The sequence below is a fragment of the Nocardia sp. CDC160 genome, assembly GCF_035818795.1.
Classification (GTDB): domain Bacteria; phylum Actinomycetota; class Actinomycetes; order Mycobacteriales; family Mycobacteriaceae; genus Nocardia.
The window spans coordinates 967872-984099 of the sequence record NZ_JAYKYT010000002.1; the positions used below are offsets into that span (position 1 = coordinate 967872).

The window sequence follows — 16228 nt, forward strand, 5'->3', positions numbered from 1 at the left end:
TTCTCGATGATGACCGAGCGGTCGACGATGACCGGTGAACTCGACACCATCGCGATGGCGGTTGCCGCCCTTGCCAACGGCGGCATGGTACTGGTCGTGGATGACGAGGATCGCGAGAACGAAGGCGATCTGATCCTGGCGGCCGAGCACGCGACCGCGGCGAATATCGCGTTCCTGGTGCGGCACACCAGCGGGGTGATCTGCGTGCCCATGGCTGGGGAAGACTGTGACCGGCTGCGGTTGCCGCCGATGACGGCGGTGAACCAGGACCCGAAAGGCACCGCCTATACCGTGTCGGTGGATGCGATTTCCGGTGTCGGCACCGGGATTTCGGCCGCCGATCGCGCGCAGACCATGCGGGTGCTGGCCGACCCCCGGACCACCGCCGATCAGCTTTCCAGGCCGGGTCATGTGTTTCCATTGCGCGCGAATCCCCTTGGCGTGCTGGGGCGTCCGGGGCATACCGAGGCCGCCGTCGATCTGATGCGGCTGGCGGGGCTGCGGCCCGCAGGCGTCATCGCCGAGGTCGTGAACGACGACGGGACCATGGCTCGGCTGCCCGAACTGCTGGTCCGGGCTCGGGAATGGAATATCCCCCTCGTCTCCATCGCCGATCTGATCGCGCATCGGAAACGGTTGGAGCACGGTGTTTCTCGAATCGTCGAGACTCGGCTGCCCACCCGGCTCGGTGACTTCCGGGTCTACGGCTACTCCGATGAGCACTCCGGCGCGGAACATCTGGCACTGGTCTACGGCGAGCCTTCCGGCGAGAACGTCTTGGCGCGCGTGCATTCCGAATGCCTGACCGGTGATGCGTTCGGCTCGTTGCGCTGCGATTGCGGGGAGCAGCTCGACGCCGCGTTGGCGGCGGTCGCCTCGGCGGGAAGGGGTGTCATCGTCTACCTCCGAGGGCAGGAGGGTCGCGGCATCGGACTGCTCAACAAGCTGCGAGCCTACGAGCTGCAAGACGCCGGAGCCGACACCGTCGACGCCAATGTCCGACTGGGCCTGCCGATCGACGCCCGCGATTACGGTGCGGCCGCGCGGATTCTCACCGATCTCGGCGTGAACTCCGTCCAGCTGCTGAGCAATAACCCCGCTAAGCAGGCGGGCTTGGAAGCCAACGGAATCACCGTCAACACTCGGATCCCGCTGCAGACCCAGCCGACCGAACACAATGTGCACTACCTCGGCACCAAACGCGATCGGATGAGCCATCAGCTGCCGCAGTTCGAGGCCGTCGGTTACCGCTGAGCACTCGACTGGGATGCTGGGGGCATGAAGATCGCTGCCGCCCAGCTCACCTGCGTTCCCGGGGACGTCGTCGCCAATGTGCGGCAGGCGGTCGAACTCGCCGAGCGGGCCGCGGCGGATGGCGCGGATCTGGTGGTGTTTCCCGAGCTGACGCTCACCGGGTACGAGCTGGATATCGTGGCCGCCGATCCCGAGGTGTGGGTCGGGCCGCACGATGCCCGACTGGATGCGCTGCGGAACAGCGGGATCGCCACCGTGCTCAATTGCGCCGCCCCCACCGAAAGCGGTCCGGCCATCGCCACCTTCGTGTACTCGGGCTCTGGCGAGTTGATCGGAAGTTACCTCAAGCGGCACCTGTTCGAGCATGAGCGGGAGGTGTTCGTCGCGGGCTCGCAGGACGGTCGATTCGAGCTGGGCGGCCTGCGGTTCTCACTGGCCACCTGCTACGACAACCACTTTCCGGATCTCATCGAGCGCAGTGCCGCCGACGGCTGCGATGTGCATCTGGCCAGCTCGCTGTACGGCACCGGCGGCGGGGTGCGGGAGCGGGCGAGCATCTATCCCTCGATCGCACGTGATTCGAATATGTCTGTGGTGCTGGCGAATCACGTCGGACCGGCCGGAGCGTGGGTGGGTTGTGGCGGGTCGGCGGTGTGGCGGCCCGGCGGCGACCTGCTGGTCGAGGGTGATTCGAGTTCGACCGGTGTGGTCGCCGCCCGCGTCGAAAAGGCCGTCAGGACAACCAGCTCACCGGGGTGACCTCGGGAATGTGGACCACCACGTCGAAGGCCGCCGACAGATCGCGGATCGCCAAGTGCTCCTCGGCATCTCGGGCCGGGTTGTAGACGCCGCTGATCACGCGCATCTTGACCGGCTTCGAAATGGGATCGGTGCGCATGTCCAGCCACTGAATCCCATCGCTGCGTTCTCCCAGCTCTGCATCGAGGAAATCCGGTGCGGGAGCCGGTATCTCGGCGACACCGACATTCCCATGATGGAAACCGATGGCGACCGAGGCGTAGTCGCGGCCGAAATGCTCGCGGAGAACACTGCCGACGGTGACGATGTCACCCTGATCCGCGGCCTTGCCGAGAGTCGTGGACTCGGCGGAAACATGAGCGATGCCGTCCCAGTAGACAATGCGCGAGCCCGTGCGCCGATAGTGCTCGATGATCGACGCGGCCCAGAGCCTCCCCTCACCGGCGAAGCTCCCACGGCCCGCAACGCTGTGCTTGTGGAAATCCTCGATCAAAGCCATTCGGGCGCGGATGGTTTCGTCCAGTTCGGGGATTTCGGCGATCAGCGCCGAGGCGTCACGGGCATGCTCCAGGAACGGTCGGCCAGGGTGCGTGCCCCGGGCGCGCTGCACGTGTTCGTCGACGGCGTGCGCGGTCCGGATAGGCTCCAAATGCGAGGCCAGCGCAGCAGCGTAGCTCGGCGCCTGTGCCCGAACAGCATCCAACACCGCGTCATAATCCTCCGGTTTCGCCTGAACCGGCTTGATGCCAATGATCCGAACCTGATCGTCAGGATGCGCCTCGTTGAACTCCCGAATCCAGCTCAGCGCCGCAACCATCTCCTCCGTACGCCAAGGCCGCCACGCATTCTCGAGCGCCGAGGCAGCAGTCCCCTTCCCCTCCCGAACATACGCGTCAAGAGCCTCGGCCACATCGGCACTGTCCTGAACAGCAAGAGTCCGAAAGTTGTAGCGCTCCACCAAGTCCCGAAAAAGTTCATCGCGCAAGGCGAACGTCTCATGAGCGAACCGCGTCGATTCGCCGATCCCCACGACCGATGCTTTTGCAAGTGTGCTGGCGTCCATGCCCCCACTCTCCAACCTCAACATTGGTTCAGGTCAAGCAGAAGAGAGACAAAACCCAAAAAGACAAAAGAAGCCAGGAGGAGGGAGAGAGGGTGGCCGAGCCTGCGAGGCCCCCTCACCCACCAGCCCCCTCCCGCAAAAACCGCACCTACCAGCCACCTCACCTAGCGAACCTCACTCACCTCCCAGCCCACTCACGGAAAGACAAAAGATGCCTGGAGGAGGGAGAGAGGCGGGTCGAGCTTGCGAGGCCCCCTCACCTACCAGCCCCCTCACGGAAACAACCGCACCTCCCAGCCCCCTCACCTATGGCACCTCACTCACGTCCCAGCCCGCTCACCGCTCGGCCGTTCATCGTCTCTGTGAAATTGTCAAAGAGCTGACCAGCTGTGGTCGGGTTCGGGAAGCGTTGAGCCTTGCGGTCTTTGGGCTTGAGGCCTTTCGGCAGGGTCTCGGTCGGCGGGTCTGTCGGTGGGCCAGGCCGTCGGTCGGTTGAGTTTCGGTGGGCGGGACTATCGGTAGGTCGGGCGATCGGTGGGCGGGGCGATCGGTGGGCGGGGCTGTTGGAGGGCGGGGCTGTTGGAGGGCGGGGCTGTTGGAGGGCGGGGCTGTTGGAGGGCGGAGGTTTTTGAGTCTTTTGGTTTTTGGGTTTTGTCTTTAAAGGTGATGCGTGCAGTCCGTGGGCTGGGAGGTGAGGTGGCGGCTCCCAACCCGGCGTCAGCCCAAGTGCGGTAGGGCAGGCGAGGTGACCACACTTCCCCGTCCCTGCGCACGCCAGCAGGAGACGAGCAGCCGGGTTTCACGCTGCCCGTGCACCCCACCTCCGGCAACTCGAATCGACCGCCGTGGCGACCCGCTGCCCGACGTGATGGTGCTCGTTCACGCGAGGCGTGTGGGAGGGGTCCAACGTCGCCGGGGCAATCCAGCCGACCCGGCCCGGGTGGGCGGAGTCCTTGCCCAACATCACCGTCTGCCAACCGTTGTCGCTGTCGTTGACGAGGGCGTGGTGGTGATCGCACACGAGCGCGAGGTTGTTCAAATCGGTGGGTCCGCCCTTGGCCCAGTCGATCACGTGGTGGGCGGCACACATGCTGGCGGGCACATCGCATCCGGGGTGGGTGCACCCACGATCGCGGGCGATCAACGCCAACCGCTGCCCGGAACTCGCGAGGCGTTCACCGTGAGCCAGGTAGAGCGGGATCTCGTCCTTGTCCAGCACCGCCAGCACCGGGCGAGAACCCTTGGCCAGCTTGAGAGCTTCGTTAATCGAGAGGTGCCCACCCGAGGCGGTGGTCGCGACCCCCGCGCCGCGCTCGAGATCGGCCAGGCTCATCGTGACGACGACCTCGACCGGCAGGCCACGGTGCTTGCCCAGCTTCACCGGCTTACCCGCCTTCGCTGCAGCGGCAGCAACACCCGCACCAGCAGCAGCGGTGGAAGCAACAGCATCGGCGGCGGAGTCGGCGACCGGCTGCAACGCGGTAACGAGCGCGAACAACGCGTCATGGGTGCGCTGGGCGGCGTCACGACGATCGCGACGCGCCGCCGCCTCCAACACCTTGGACTCGACCCGCGCTGTGGCGGTGAGGATCTCGGCATCCGTGTCGTCGAGGTTGCACATACCCGGGCGGGCCAGCTTGGCGAAGATCGCATCCAACAACGCCCGCAACTCGGGGGTCAGCCAGCCCTCGATCTTCGACATCCCATCCACACCGGGACGGCTGATCGTGATGCCACGACGGCGACGACGATCGGCATCGGAGATCACCGTGCCCTCCGGGTCCAGGCGGGCGAGGATCTCGCGCCCGATCTTCGGCAGGTCATCGGGCATGCCGGTGACGCAGTGCTCGACCAGCAGCGCCTCGGTTTCGGTCCGCGCGGGCGCGGGAACCTCGGCGGGCAGATGCGTCATGATGTCCACGATCCCGCGCACATGATCACGCGAAATCACACCCGCCTCAAAAGCATTCGCTGTCGCCGTCAGGGTGATCGGGCGCGGCTTGCCGTCGGCTCCGAGGAACTCTCCACACGCTGCGGCGATCTTCACCCGCACCGCCGCGTCGTACCGGGACAGGCCCAGGGTTTGGCGCAGGAACGGCACCGCGTCCTTCACCCCGGCCTTGCGCGGCAGGTCCCGCTCCGACGCCTCGATCACCAGAGTCGAATCCAGTGCGGCCAGTTGGCGTTTGCAGATTTCCAAGCGGCGCATGAATTCCACGACATCGATATCGGACAGGTGGTTGAGGCCGCCGTGCAGGACATTGTCGTTGACGTTGGTTACCACGGTCATCAGGGCGCTGACGCCGGTGCTGTCGAGTGATTCCCCCTTCGAATTCATACGCTAATTCTACCGCCGAATTCCAACCAATGGAACCCGAAATGTCCGTTGTTACTTAGCTTTTCACTCTTAGAATCTCTGAAACCCTTGCGCCCATTGCCTTTCCGGCAGCCAGTAGCGGCTCCGTCGAGCGCAGTGTGCGGCTGAGCACGAAAGCCCCTTCCAGCGCACAGAGAATCGCAATCATCAATTCCCGCGCGTCATCGTCCGCGAGCCCGCGGCGCACGAAATATGCCACACCCTGATCGATCCAGGAATTCATGACTTCTGCTGCGACATCGCGTATTCCAGGTTCACTGTCCGCCACTTCCCCGGCAACCGTTCCGACGGGGCACATATTCATCCAACCGCTCTGTTCGATCGTCTCGGCGGCGGCCGCGAAAGCAGCCGGGACCGCTTCGCGCAGATCGTCATGGGCGTCCAGCAGAAGAGGCAGCAACTGGATGTAGGCCGCGCCCGAGGTGCGTAGGGCCTCGGCGGCGATGGCCGCTTTCCCGGCCGGGAAGTGGTGGTAGAGCGAACCCATGGGGGCGTTCGAGGCGGCGGTGATCTGTTTGACGGTGATCGCGCTGTAGCCCTGGACGCGCATGAGCTCGGCGACGGCGGTGACCAGCCGGTCCCGGGTGGTGGTTGACAGGTTCTCGCTCACCGATACAGACTAGAGCAAACGCACTAGAGCGTGTGCTCTAGAGGAGGAAATCATGCCGACTATTGAAGTAAGCGCAGGTCGAATCCATTACGTCGAGCGGGGTGAGGGGCCCGCGGTCGTGCTCTTGCACGGACTCTTGATGAACCACACGCAGTGGGACAAAGTCATTGACAAGCTGCCGGAGGGTTTCCGCTACCTGCTCCCGGATCTACCGTTCGGATCACACCCCGAGCCCATGCGCGAGGGCGCGGATCTGAGCATGCGGGGATTGAACCAGCTCATCGCCGATTTCCTTGCCGCACTGGACCTTCACGACATCACCCTGGTCCACACCGATTGGGGCGGCGGCCTGTTCCTCACCGCCTACGGCCTCGACGACCGCATCGCCCGCATGATCGTGCTGCCCTGCGAGGCATTCGCCAACTTCCCACCCGGACTGCCCGGCAAGACCGTCACCGTCGCCGCGTACGTACCCGGCGCACTCACCTTGGGGCTCAAGCAATTACGCGTCTCGTGGTTGCGGAAGTCGCCGCTTCTCTTCGGCTGGATGGCCCGCTATCCCCTCAGCGACGAACTGGTGCACGGCTGGACCGAACCCGGCCTGCGGGACAAGCGGATTCAGCGCGACATGCTCGCCTACGCCAAGTCCAAGCGCTCCAAGGCCGAGCTCATCGCGAATACCGAAGCGCTGCGGAACTTCTCGGGCGACGCCCTGATCCTCTGGTCCTCGGCGGGCAAGGTGATGCCGCGCGAGCACGGCCGCCGCCTGGCCGACATCATTCCGAAGGCTCGGCTGGTCGAGATCGACGACGCCTACGTCCTGTCCATGCTCGATCAACCCGATGCCGTCGCCGCGGCCATGTCGGCCTTTCTCACCGAAGCCGTCGTCGAGTCCGACTAGTCCGGGTTACCGTTCGGTTTGGTCGGCGGGATCGGCCGGACGAATGCACTGGAGGCGCGATGCCGAGCTTCATGAGTCGGGTGGTGGTGCCCGCCTATCTGCGGATCACCCGCGCCAACCAGCCCTTCCTCACCGCCGAGAGGGCGCGAGAACACATCCGAGAGCGCACGATCCGGCCGCAGCCGTTCGCACCGCCTCGCATTCTGCGCTCCGATATCGAGATCTCGGTGCGTCGGGAGGGCGGTTGGCCGATCTACACCCTCACTCCCCGATCCGGCCGCGCGCGGGGCAATGTCATCTATTGCCACGGCGGCGCGTGGGTGAATGAGGTTGCTCGGCAGCACTGGGAATTGGCCGCCGATATCGCCGCCGACGCGGGCACCACCGTCACCCTGCCCATCTATCCGCTGATTCCCTTCGGGACCGCCGATCAGGTGATTCCGGCCTTCGCCGAGCTGGTGCGCGCCAATCGGGAGCGGTACGGCGAGGTCTGTCTGGCCGGGGATTCGGCGGGTGGGCAGATCGCGCTGTCCACTGCCGTGCTGCTGCGGGACGACGAGCAGCCGAGTGTGCCTCGCACAGTGCTGATTTCACCCGCGCTGGATCTGTCGATGAGCAATCCCGAGATTCTCGCCGTCCAACCCGAGGATCCGTGGCTCGGCCGCGAGGGCGGGCTGGTGTTGGGCGAGAGTTGGCGGGGACCGCTGGAGATCACCGATCCGCGCGTCTCTCCCCTGTTCGCCGACTTCACCGGTCTCGGCCCGCTCACCGTCTTCTGCGGCTCGCGCGACATCCTGGTGCCCGACACCCGCCTCATGGTCGAAAAGGCCAGGGCCGCAGGCGTGGACGTCGACTATGTCGAGGAGCCGGGGCTGGTCCACGTGTATCCGCTGACACCGACGCCGGAGGGGCGGGCGGCCCGAAAAGTCATCATCGGCGCACTGAGCCGCGCCCTGACCCCCGCGCGGTCGCCACGCTGAGTCAAGCCTTCGTCGCGTCGGGCCCGTGTTCCGCGAGCCAGCGGCGGGCGCGGGTGGGCGAAGCCCGCGACAGCCAGGCGTCTTGGATGACCTCGGTCAGTTCTTGCAGCGTCAGTTCGGGAATTCGGCTGCCGCGCACCAGGACCGAGAGATGTCCGTCGAAGTGCGGGGTGGTGAAGAACGGGGAGTCGGGGTCCTGGGTGAGCGCCAGTTTGTCGTCCTCGGACGGGACCCAGATGACGATGACGTCGTCATAGCGTTCGCCTGTCACCGGGTCGACCGCATCGGGGCGGCGGCTGCGGAAGAAGACGAACGACTTCTGGCCCACCTGGTAGACCGGATTGCCCGCCGGACCTTCGACGACGGTGACGTGCGGCATGGCGGCAGCCAGCTCGTGAACGTCGGAGAGACGGGCTCGGCGTGTTCTGCTCGGCACCCGCCCGAGTGTATCGCCGGACACCTTCGCGACCGCCACGAGCAGCGTTTATGCGGCGCTGCTGGCACAGCATGCCGCAAATCACATAGGTTTGACGCCATGGCGCGGCGTGTCAATGGAAACCTCCCCGAAGAGGTGACTAGCTTCGTCGGCCGCCGCGAAGAACTGGCTACCGCGAAGCGTCTGCTGCCCACCACCCGGGTGCTCACCCTGTTGGGTCCCGGCGGCATGGGGAAGACCCGATTGTCGCGGCAGATCGGGCAGCTGGTGTCGCGGGCCTTCCCGGACGGCGTGTGGCTGGTCGAGCTCGCCGACGTGCAGGACCCCGCGCTCGTCACCCTGGCCGTGACCGAGGCGCTGGACCTGCGCGACGAATCCACCGCGCCGCTGCCCCGGCTCACCGAATTCCTGGCCGACAAGCGGCTGCTGCTGATTCTGGACAACTGTGAGCATCTGATCGAGGCGTGTGCGGCACTGGTCGGTCGGATCATCGCGACCACGCCCGATGTGCGGGTATTGGCGACCAGCCGGGAGGTGCTGGGCATCCCGGGCGAGCAGGTCATGCCGGTGCCGCCGCTGACCGTGCCCGAGACCGCCGGGGAGGACGGGGACGCGCTGCAGCTGTTCGTCGAGCGCGCGACGGCCGCCAATCCGAGCTTCCAGGCCACGCCCGCCAATCGCGCGGTGCTGGCCGAGATCTGCCGTCGGCTCGAGGGCATGCCCCTGGCCCTGGAATTGGCGGCGCTGCGGCTGCGCATGTTCACACCGGAACAGATCCTGGATCGACTCGACGACACCATCGGTCTGCTCAGCGCCGGACCGCGCACCGCGCCGCAGCGGCAGCAGACGATAGAGGGCGCGATCCGCTGGAGCTACGACCTCTGCACGGCGGCGGAACAGACACTGTGGGAACAGCTTTCGGTATTCGCGGGCGGCTTCGACATCGATGCCGCGGAGGCGGTGTGCGAGCTGGAATCGGGCTCGCTCATGGAGGCATTGACCGGACTGGTGGACAAGTCCGTGGTGATGCTGCGCTTCGACGGGGATGTCGCCCGGTACTCGATGCTGGAACCCATCCGCCAGTTCGCCGCCGACCGCCTGGCCGAACGCGGTGCGGCGCAGCAGGTTCGGGCCCGACACCGCGAGCACTACCGGCAGCTGGCCATGCGCGGGCAGACCGCCTACTGGACCGCCGAGGATGTGGCGTGGTTCGGCGAATTGTCCCGGGAGCACGCCAATCTGCGGGCGGCGTTGAAGTCCGGGCTCGAGGACGAGCCGCTGCGCACCATGGCCACCGTGACCGTGCTGCGCCCCTTCTGGGAGCACAATCGATTCCTGTCCGAGGGCTATCGCTGGCTCACCGATTCGCTGGCGCGCAATCCGGAGGCGACCGCCGAGCGGGCCAAGGCGCTGTCCTCGGCGGCCTCGCTGGCGGCCCTGCTGGGCGATGAGGAGTCCGCCGCGCGGCTGGTGGGTGAGTGCATGGAATTGGCTGCGGTACTGGGTGATACGGACATCATGGCCGAGGTGGCATTGGATCGGTCGCTGCTTGCCTTCGCCAATAGCGATCGGGAGCGGTCACTCGAACTCGGGCGCAGTGCCATCGAGTTGGCGGCCTCGCATGGGCAGAGCGCCATCGAAATGGATTCGCACGCCTTCTCTTTCATGGCCGCCATGGTGTTGGAGGCCCCAGGCCGCACCGAATTGGCCGAGCGTTTCCTGAAACTCACCTCCGACAGCGGTTCACACCTGCTGGGCGGGTTGGCGCTGTGGACAGTCGGCATCGACCACTGGCGGCGCGGCGAACTCGAGGCATCGGCCGCGTACCACAGCCGGGCCATCGAGCAGTTGGCGCTGTTCGAACGGTGTATCTGGCTATCGTCGGCATTCGAGGGGCTGGCGTGGACCGTCTCGGCGGGCGGCGACTACGAGCGCGCGGCGCGGCTGCTCGGCGCGGCGGAGACATTGCAGCGCAGTACCATTCGGCTGGCGCACACGATCACCGTCGCGGTCGGCGAGAAGGAACGCCTCAAGGTGCGAGAAGCCTTGGGCGAGGAGGCTTTCCGCGCCGCCTTCGCCGCGGGTGCGAGCCTGCCGCTCGAGGAGGCCATCGATTACGCCCTCGGCCGCACCCCGGCCGCACCCGAACCCCTTGTCGCGCCGTCCCCTCTGCAGCGGTCCCCGCGCGCCAGCACCGCCACCCTCTCCGAAACCAACGTCCTCACCCGCCGTCAAAAGGACGTCGCCCGCCTGGTGGCCGCGGGCCACAGCAACAAGCGCATCGCCGCCGACCTGGTCATCTCGGTCCGCACCGCCGAAACCCACGTCGAACACATCCTCACCAAGCTAGGCCTCACCTCCCGCACCCAGCTCGCCGCCTGGGCCCACGAACACGACCTGTAGGTGGATATGACCGACTCCTATCGCCGTACCCGCGAGAGCCTGCATGCGGTGGCCGAACAGCTCCTGGCCGGGCCGGAGTATCGGCGCAGCAAGACGATTCGGCTTGCTGCCGCGCCGGGTGGGTTCGCGACGGTGAAGGAGCCGAACCTTGCGGTGCGCGACGATCTGCTGCTGCTGGACGACGAGCCGATCGGCAAGCTGCACGGCGCGACCATCGCCGATCTCGCCGCCGCCGCAGGCCTCGAAGCCGGTATGCCGGACGGCGTCTACTCCGATGTGACCGGCTTCGACCCGCATACCGAACTCTGGATCGATCCGGACCACGCCCGAACCCTCAGCCGCGCATACGAACTCGGCGACACTGCCCTGCGCGCCCTCGCCGCCGACCACACGCCGATCCTCTGGCCCGAACACTTCGACCTCGGTATCGACCTGGACGAGGTCAACTACGGCGTCTCCCCCGGCGACACCCTCATTCCCGAGCCGTACGCCTATGTCGGCCCCTGGACACCCCGCAGCGGCCCCTTCTGGAACCAATCCTTCGGCGCGGCCCGCACCCTCGCCGAACTCGGCGGGCTCGATGCACTGGTCGGCTTCTTCACCGAAGGCCGACGCGTCTCGGCCGAGTCCTAGGGCTACTGGTAGCCGACGGAGCCGTCGATGCGTTCGCGGAGGAGGTCGGCGTGGCCCGCGTGGCGGCCGTATTCCTCGATCATGTGGAGGTAGATCCAGCGGAGGGAGAGTTCGGTGCCCGTGCCGGGGTGGAGGGCGGTGTGGTCGAGGGGCAGGTCGGCAATGGCCTTGTCGGCCAACGCGATTTCCTCGACGAAGCGGGCGTAGTCGGCTTCGGCCTGGTCGGGGACGGTGTCGTGGAAGTCGCCGTCCCGGTTGGTTTCGGAGCAGTAGACGTAGTCGAGCGGCTCGCCCGCCGCGCGCCTTCGGAACCAGCCGCGTTCGACCTCGGTCATGTGGCGGATCAGGCCGAGCAGGGACATGCTGGAGGGTTCCACGCTGCGGATGGCGAGGAGTTCGCCATTGAGGCCCTGGCATTTCCAGAGCAGGATCTCGCGGCCGCGGGTCAGCAGCGAGTGCAGAAGGGCGCGCTCGTCACCGATGAGCACCTGGGGCGTACGGGCGATGTCGGGGGCTGTCCACGTCATCTTCGGACTGTAGCGCCGACCCCGGATACGCGAAAACGAGTTTCGGGATGGGATTTCCCACCCCGAAACCCGTCGGAAACCGCCTGCTACAGGCCGTTGTTCAGGAAGTCGATGACCGAGCGCTCGAAGGCGTCCTTGCGCTCCACCATGACCCAGTGGCCACAGCGCGCGAAGGTCCGCAGATCCGCGTTCGGCAGCTGGCGGGCCGCGAAGAGCGCGCCTTCGACCGGTGTCACCCGGTCGTCACGGCCCCAGAGGATCAGGACTTCTTTGGTCAGCCCCTTCAACCGCGCCCACAGTGGCAGCGGTTCGGCCAATTTCGGGTTGTAGAAGGTGGCGTAGGCGTCACGCAACGCGGCCTGGGCGCGAGGGTCGGCGGCGGCCTTCAAACGAGTCGCCACCAACTCCTCGGTGAGGGTGGCGGGATTGGAGACCATGGCCCGCAGGAAGCCCATCGCCTTCTCGTCGCTGGGGTCGGCGTTGAACTCCATGAGGCGCGAAATGCCCTCGGACGGTTCGGGTCCCAAGATATTCACGCCGACGCCGCCGGGAGCCATCAGCACCAGCCGGTCGACCCGCTCGGCATGGTCGAGGGCCAGTAGCGTCGCAACGGTGCCGCCCATGGAATTGCCCAGCAGGTGCGCCTTCGCAATACCCAGCTCATCGAGCAGCCCGAGCACCGCGTCGGCGGCAATACGCAGATAGTTGCGCTCGTACACCTCCGGCCGCCCCGACTCGCCGAAACCTGGCAGATCCAGGACCAGGCAACGGAAGTGCCGCGACAGCACCTCCAGGTTGTTGCCGAAGTTGGCCCAGCCGGACACACCCGCACCCGAGCCATGCAGCAGCACCAGCGGCGCACCCGACCCGGCCTCGTGATACCGCAGCTTGTGGCCGTCGACGCTGACCCAGCGGGTGGTGTTCTCGACGGTGAGAGTCATCAGAGCATCCGATCCGCGACCTCGAGGCCCATGGCGGCCTTGCCGTACATGGCCAGCGCTCGCTCCACATCATTGATGACGTGCACGCTACCGGCGTGCGCGTCGCGCCAGTTGCGCTCGATGATGTTGGGGCGGCGAATCGCGTGCCCGCCGGAGTTCTTGAACAGCAGGTCGATCGCCTCGAGCGCGCGCTCGGTGCCGCGGACCTGATCGCGGCGGGTGGCCAGGCGCAGCTCGAACGGAATCTCCTCGCCCGCTTGGGCATACCGCAGCTGCTCGCTCATATTGCGTTCCATCTGGAGCACGGCGGCGTCGATTTCCGAAGCGGCACGGGCGATTCGGACGTGCGCGAAGGGATCCTCGGACACCTTCTGCCCGCCGTAGGATAGCCGCACCCGCTCACGCTGGCGCTCGATGTGTGCCTCGTATGCGCCCTGCGCGGCACCGATGATCGGGGCGGTGATGGTGTTGGAGAACAGTGCGCCGAACGAGATCTTGTACAGCGGAGCGGTGTTCACCGTCTGGCCGGGGCCGATCAGGTTGGCCTGATCCGCGGCCGAGTAGGCGCGGTGGGCGGGCACGAAGGCCTTGTCGATGACGATGTCATTCGACCCGGTGCCCGACAGGCCGGACACGTTCCAGGTGTCCTCGATCCGGTAGTCGGTGCGCGGCACCAGAATCGTGTAGTAGTCCATGCCGTTCTCGCCCGGCACCAGCGCGCCCAGGAACACCCATTGCGCGTGATCGCAGCCGGAGGAGAAGGCCCAGCGGCCCGACAGCTCGTAGCCGCCCTCGACCACGGTCAGCTTGCCGGTCGGCGCGTAGGAGGACGACACCAGGGTGTCGGGGTTCTCGGCCCAGACATCCTGCTGCGCCTGGTCTTCGAACAGCGCCAGCTGCCAAGGGTGCGCGCCCAGCACCGAGGACACCCACGCGGTGGACGGGCACACGGTGGCGATGGTGCGAATGACCTCGTAGAACTCCACCGGCGAGGCCTCGTCGCCGCCGAAGCGGGCGGGCTGCAGCATGCGGAACACACCGGCGTCGGTGAGCTCGGCAATGCTGGTGTCGGGCACCCGCCGCTGCTCCTCGGCCTGGGCCGCGCGTTCCCGGAGCGCGGGCAACAGGTCCCGAACCCGATCGAGCACCTTGTTCGTCATGCGGGTGTTCCCTCCTCGTGCAAGAGTTTCTGCACTCGAAGTTATGGCCCGATGAGTGTTTCGATCCGAAATAGTCCCAATGATCGGGAGACGCTACTTGTGCGCGTACTCCCAGGTGATGTCCTCGTCGAGGGCCTTGCGGACAGCTCGGTCGAGATCCGGGTTCCAGTCTTCCGGTTGGGCGACGGCGACCCAGCCGTCCAGCACCAGATCGCCGTAGCGGTGGCCGTGGCCCGACGGCACGCCCTGGGCATTGGCCAGGTCCGCGCTGATCTGCCAGAAGGTGACGATCGGCCACCAGCGAATGGATTTGGAGACATCCGCGCCACGCGGTTCCTTCAGCCAATCCGGTTGGGTGAACAGCAGATCCGGCGACCACCAAACGATGGGGTCGGAGGCGTGCTGGAGGTACACCACGCGCGGGGTGAACCACTGCCGGTCCGGTCGCGCCAGATCCGGTGCGGTGGCGGCGAATCGGACGATCAGGCCGTCGGCGTAGACGGGCAGGATCTCCGGGGTGCCCGGATCCCGGCGCTGCTCGAGTTGGCTCCAGATCCGGTTCGAGTTGGGCGGGCCGACCCACAGCACGCCGTCGACCAGGGTGCGGATGTCATCGAGCCCGGTGAACGCGCCCTCCGAACCCTGCGACCCCAGGCTCTCGCCGTACACCAGCAGCTTCGGGCGCTGGCCGGGCGGCAGTTGCGCCCAGCGCTCGTGCACCGCGTGGATGACCAGCTTTCCGGACTCGGTCGCCTTCTGCCGGTCGGACAGGAACGACAGCACGCTCGGCAGATACGAGTACTGGGTGGCGGCGATGGCGGTGTCGCCGCCGTACATGTATTCGATGGATTCGGCGGTCGTGGAGTCCACCCAGCCGGTGCCGGTCGTGGTCACCACGACCAGGACCTTGCGCTCGAAGGCGTGGGTCCGATCCAGCTCCTTCACAACCAGGGCCGCGATGTCCTCCGGCGTCTTGGCCGAATTCAGGCCCGCGTAGACCCGAATCGGTTCGCGCGCTGGCCTTCCCGTGACCTGCTCGATCCGCTGTGCGTTGGGACCGTTCGCCACGAACCAGCGGCCCTCCGAGCCGAGGGTGTTCCATTGCGCCAAAGACTCTGGGCTGCCGGACCTTTCGGGCATGTGCGGCTGGACGGCGAACTCCGAGGTCTTGCCATTGCGCAGACTGAACGCCGAATTCGCCACGGAGAAGAAGGCTTTCGCCAGCACACCCTGGAACAGCAGCACGGCGACCACCGCCACCACGACGGTCGCGCCCACGTAGGCGACATTGCGGGGAATCCGCCATTCGATATTGAGCAGCCGCACGATCAACCGAATCAGCCACCGCACCGCGCGGAAGACGACGATCACCAAGGCCAGTGTGGCCGCCGCCAGCAACTCGGCCCGCAGATAACTCGACGTATTGGTCGGTTTCATCCCCATGAGCGTCTCGAGATCCCGCTGCCACCGCGCCGACCGCGCCAGCACCAGCGCCGCCCCCGCGATCGTCCCCACCACGATCACGGCCTTGCCGACCGCCCGCGCCGTCTCCGACGGATGCCACAACTTCGCGATCCCCCGCGCTTCCTCGGGCAGCCGCGGCCGCACCCACTTCTTGAACGCCCACTCCAACACACACCCCACCCCGTACCCGATCGCCGCGCTGATCCCGCACACCAGCCCCTCGAACAACCAGGTCCGCGGCAACAACGACGGAGACACCGCCCACAGGAAGAAGATCCACGCCACCACCAACCCGGGATAACTCGGATCGACCGCCCGCTCCGCCCGATCCGCGAGAGCCCAGAACCGCGACAGCACCGCCGCCACCGCACCCGATTCACCAGCCACTGCTCGCGAATCACCAGCTGCCGCGCCCTTCTCCGCCTCCACAGGCCCGGAGTTACCGCTGGCCTCGTGCGGGTCGCCCGGTGCGGGCCGGTCGCCGGTGTGCGGGTTGTCGTTCGACCGATCTTCCGCCGTCATGGGTTCGAGTTTGGTGGTCCGGACACGCCCGGGTGGTAGCGACACGCGTGGGAGGGGGGCCGGAACCGTCGGACGCCGGGGGCTCAGGCCGGAGTCCGGCGGTGCCGGTTATCCGAGATAGCCCCGGGGAAACTCCGGGGCGGGTCCGGGCCATTGGGCGGTCCGGGCGTGGGCGCCGCAATCCCCGCGTTGTCCGCC

The 16228-nt window shown here is 66.7% G+C and carries 14 protein-coding genes; 6 read left to right on the forward strand and 8 right to left on the reverse strand.

The window, feature by feature from the left end:
• Nucleotides 1-6: 6 nt before the first annotated feature.
• Both VMT40_RS11980 and VMT40_RS11985 read left to right on the forward strand, forming a co-directional pair.
• Nucleotides 7-1254 carry a bifunctional 3,4-dihydroxy-2-butanone-4-phosphate synthase/GTP cyclohydrolase II gene (locus VMT40_RS11980; protein WP_326358041.1) on the forward strand — a complete coding sequence of 416 codons (1248 nt, stop codon included), beginning with the start codon at nucleotides 7-9 and terminating at the stop codon, nucleotides 1252-1254.
• Between the two features lie 24 nt (nucleotides 1255-1278).
• The gene (locus VMT40_RS11985) at nucleotides 1279-2013 is read left to right on the forward strand and encodes a carbon-nitrogen hydrolase family protein (protein WP_326358042.1); all 735 of its coding nucleotides are present in this window, start codon (nucleotides 1279-1281) and stop codon (nucleotides 2011-2013) included.
• On the opposite strand, the gene VMT40_RS11990 is transcribed toward VMT40_RS11985, so the two are convergent.
• From VMT40_RS11990 to VMT40_RS12000, 3 genes are all read right to left on the reverse strand, one after another.
• Entirely contained in the window at nucleotides 1988-3076 is a 1089-nt protein-coding gene (locus VMT40_RS11990) for an erythromycin esterase family protein (protein WP_326358043.1), read from the reverse strand. The genes VMT40_RS11985 and VMT40_RS11990 overlap by 26 nt on opposite strands.
• 799 nt (nucleotides 3077-3875) lie before the next feature.
• Complete coding sequence (locus tag VMT40_RS11995; RefSeq protein ID WP_326358044.1) at nucleotides 3876-5414, reverse strand: HNH endonuclease signature motif containing protein; 1539 nt, start codon at nucleotides 5412-5414, stop codon at nucleotides 3876-3878.
• A 55-nt stretch (nucleotides 5415-5469) separates the two neighbouring features.
• A complete protein-coding gene (locus tag VMT40_RS12000; RefSeq protein WP_326358045.1) occupies nucleotides 5470-6063 on the reverse strand; it encodes a TetR/AcrR family transcriptional regulator in 594 nt (197 codons plus the stop codon).
• 52 nt (nucleotides 6064-6115) lie between these two features.
• Between VMT40_RS12000 and VMT40_RS12005 the strand changes: the two genes are divergently transcribed.
• The gene (locus tag VMT40_RS12005; RefSeq protein ID WP_326358046.1) at nucleotides 6116-6964 is read left to right on the forward strand and encodes an alpha/beta fold hydrolase; all 849 of its coding nucleotides are present in this window, start codon (nucleotides 6116-6118) and stop codon (nucleotides 6962-6964) included.
• Nucleotides 6965-7023: 59 nt separating this feature from the next.
• Nucleotides 7024-7944, forward strand: a complete 921-nt coding sequence (locus VMT40_RS12010) for an alpha/beta hydrolase (RefSeq protein ID WP_326358047.1) — start codon at nucleotides 7024-7026, stop codon at nucleotides 7942-7944.
• Between the two features lies 1 nt (nucleotide 7945).
• Here the strand turns inward: VMT40_RS12010 and VMT40_RS12015 are convergent, their stop codons facing one another.
• Nucleotides 7946-8323, reverse strand: coding sequence for a hypothetical protein (locus tag VMT40_RS12015; protein ID WP_442789977.1), 378 nt, complete (start codon nucleotides 8321-8323; stop codon nucleotides 7946-7948).
• 156 nt (nucleotides 8324-8479) lie between these two features.
• Here VMT40_RS12015 and VMT40_RS12020 point away from each other — a divergent pair, with 156 nt between their 5' ends.
• Both VMT40_RS12020 and VMT40_RS12025 read left to right on the forward strand, forming a co-directional pair.
• Nucleotides 8480-10783 (forward strand): LuxR C-terminal-related transcriptional regulator, encoded by a 2304-nt coding sequence (locus tag VMT40_RS12020; RefSeq protein ID WP_326358049.1) that lies wholly within the window; start codon nucleotides 8480-8482, stop codon nucleotides 10781-10783.
• Between the two features lie 6 nt (nucleotides 10784-10789).
• A complete protein-coding gene (locus tag VMT40_RS12025; RefSeq protein WP_326358050.1) occupies nucleotides 10790-11416 on the forward strand; it encodes a hypothetical protein in 627 nt (208 codons plus the stop codon).
• A gap of 2 nt (nucleotides 11417-11418) precedes the next feature.
• Here VMT40_RS12025 and VMT40_RS12030 read toward each other — a convergent pair whose 3' ends face one another.
• The 4 genes from VMT40_RS12030 to VMT40_RS12045 all read right to left on the reverse strand — a co-directional run bounded on the left by VMT40_RS12030 (nucleotide 11419) and on the right by VMT40_RS12045 (nucleotide 16030).
• Nucleotides 11419-11943: a DinB family protein gene (locus tag VMT40_RS12030; RefSeq protein WP_326358051.1), complete on the reverse strand. Its 525-nt coding sequence runs from the start codon at nucleotides 11941-11943 to the stop codon at nucleotides 11419-11421.
• 86 nt (nucleotides 11944-12029) lie between these two features.
• Complete coding sequence (locus VMT40_RS12035; RefSeq protein WP_326358052.1) at nucleotides 12030-12884, reverse strand: alpha/beta fold hydrolase; 855 nt, start codon at nucleotides 12882-12884, stop codon at nucleotides 12030-12032.
• Nucleotides 12884-14044 (reverse strand): 3-hydroxy-9,10-secoandrosta-1,3,5(10)-triene-9,17-dione monooxygenase oxygenase subunit, encoded by a 1161-nt coding sequence (gene hsaA, locus VMT40_RS12040; protein ID WP_326358053.1) that lies wholly within the window; start codon nucleotides 14042-14044, stop codon nucleotides 12884-12886. Before hsaA ends, VMT40_RS12035 begins: the two co-directional genes overlap by 1 nt.
• A 93-nt stretch (nucleotides 14045-14137) precedes the next feature.
• The gene (locus VMT40_RS12045; RefSeq protein WP_326358054.1) at nucleotides 14138-16030 is read right to left on the reverse strand and encodes an alpha/beta hydrolase; all 1893 of its coding nucleotides are present in this window, start codon (nucleotides 16028-16030) and stop codon (nucleotides 14138-14140) included.
• Between the last annotated feature and the right edge of the window lie 198 nt (nucleotides 16031-16228).

Coding starts and splice junctions, on each gene's coding strand:
- VMT40_RS11980 (WP_326358041.1), top strand. CDS start 7: ATGATGACCGAGCGGTCGACGATGACCGGTGAACTCGACACCATCGCG.
- VMT40_RS11985 (WP_326358042.1), top strand. CDS start 1,279: ATGAAGATCGCTGCCGCCCAGCTCACCTGCGTTCCCGGGGACGTCGTC.
- VMT40_RS11990 (WP_326358043.1), bottom strand. CDS start 3,076: ATGGACGCCAGCACACTTGCAAAAGCATCGGTCGTGGGGATCGGCGAA.
- VMT40_RS11995 (WP_326358044.1), bottom strand. CDS start 5,414: ATGAATTCGAAGGGGGAATCACTCGACAGCACCGGCGTCAGCGCCCTG.
- VMT40_RS12005 (WP_326358046.1), top strand. CDS start 6,116: ATGCCGACTATTGAAGTAAGCGCAGGTCGAATCCATTACGTCGAGCGG.
- VMT40_RS12010 (WP_326358047.1), top strand. CDS start 7,024: ATGCCGAGCTTCATGAGTCGGGTGGTGGTGCCCGCCTATCTGCGGATC.
- VMT40_RS12015 (WP_442789977.1), bottom strand. CDS start 8,323: ATGCCGCACGTCACCGTCGTCGAAGGTCCGGCGGGCAATCCGGTCTAC.
- VMT40_RS12020 (WP_326358049.1), top strand. CDS start 8,480: ATGGCGCGGCGTGTCAATGGAAACCTCCCCGAAGAGGTGACTAGCTTC.
- VMT40_RS12025 (WP_326358050.1), top strand. CDS start 10,790: ATGACCGACTCCTATCGCCGTACCCGCGAGAGCCTGCATGCGGTGGCC.
- VMT40_RS12030 (WP_326358051.1), bottom strand. CDS start 11,943: ATGACGTGGACAGCCCCCGACATCGCCCGTACGCCCCAGGTGCTCATC.
- VMT40_RS12035 (WP_326358052.1), bottom strand. CDS start 12,884: ATGACTCTCACCGTCGAGAACACCACCCGCTGGGTCAGCGTCGACGGC.
- hsaA (WP_326358053.1), bottom strand. CDS start 14,044: ATGACGAACAAGGTGCTCGATCGGGTTCGGGACCTGTTGCCCGCGCTC.
- VMT40_RS12045 (WP_326358054.1), bottom strand. CDS start 16,030: ATGACGGCGGAAGATCGGTCGAACGACAACCCGCACACCGGCGACCGG.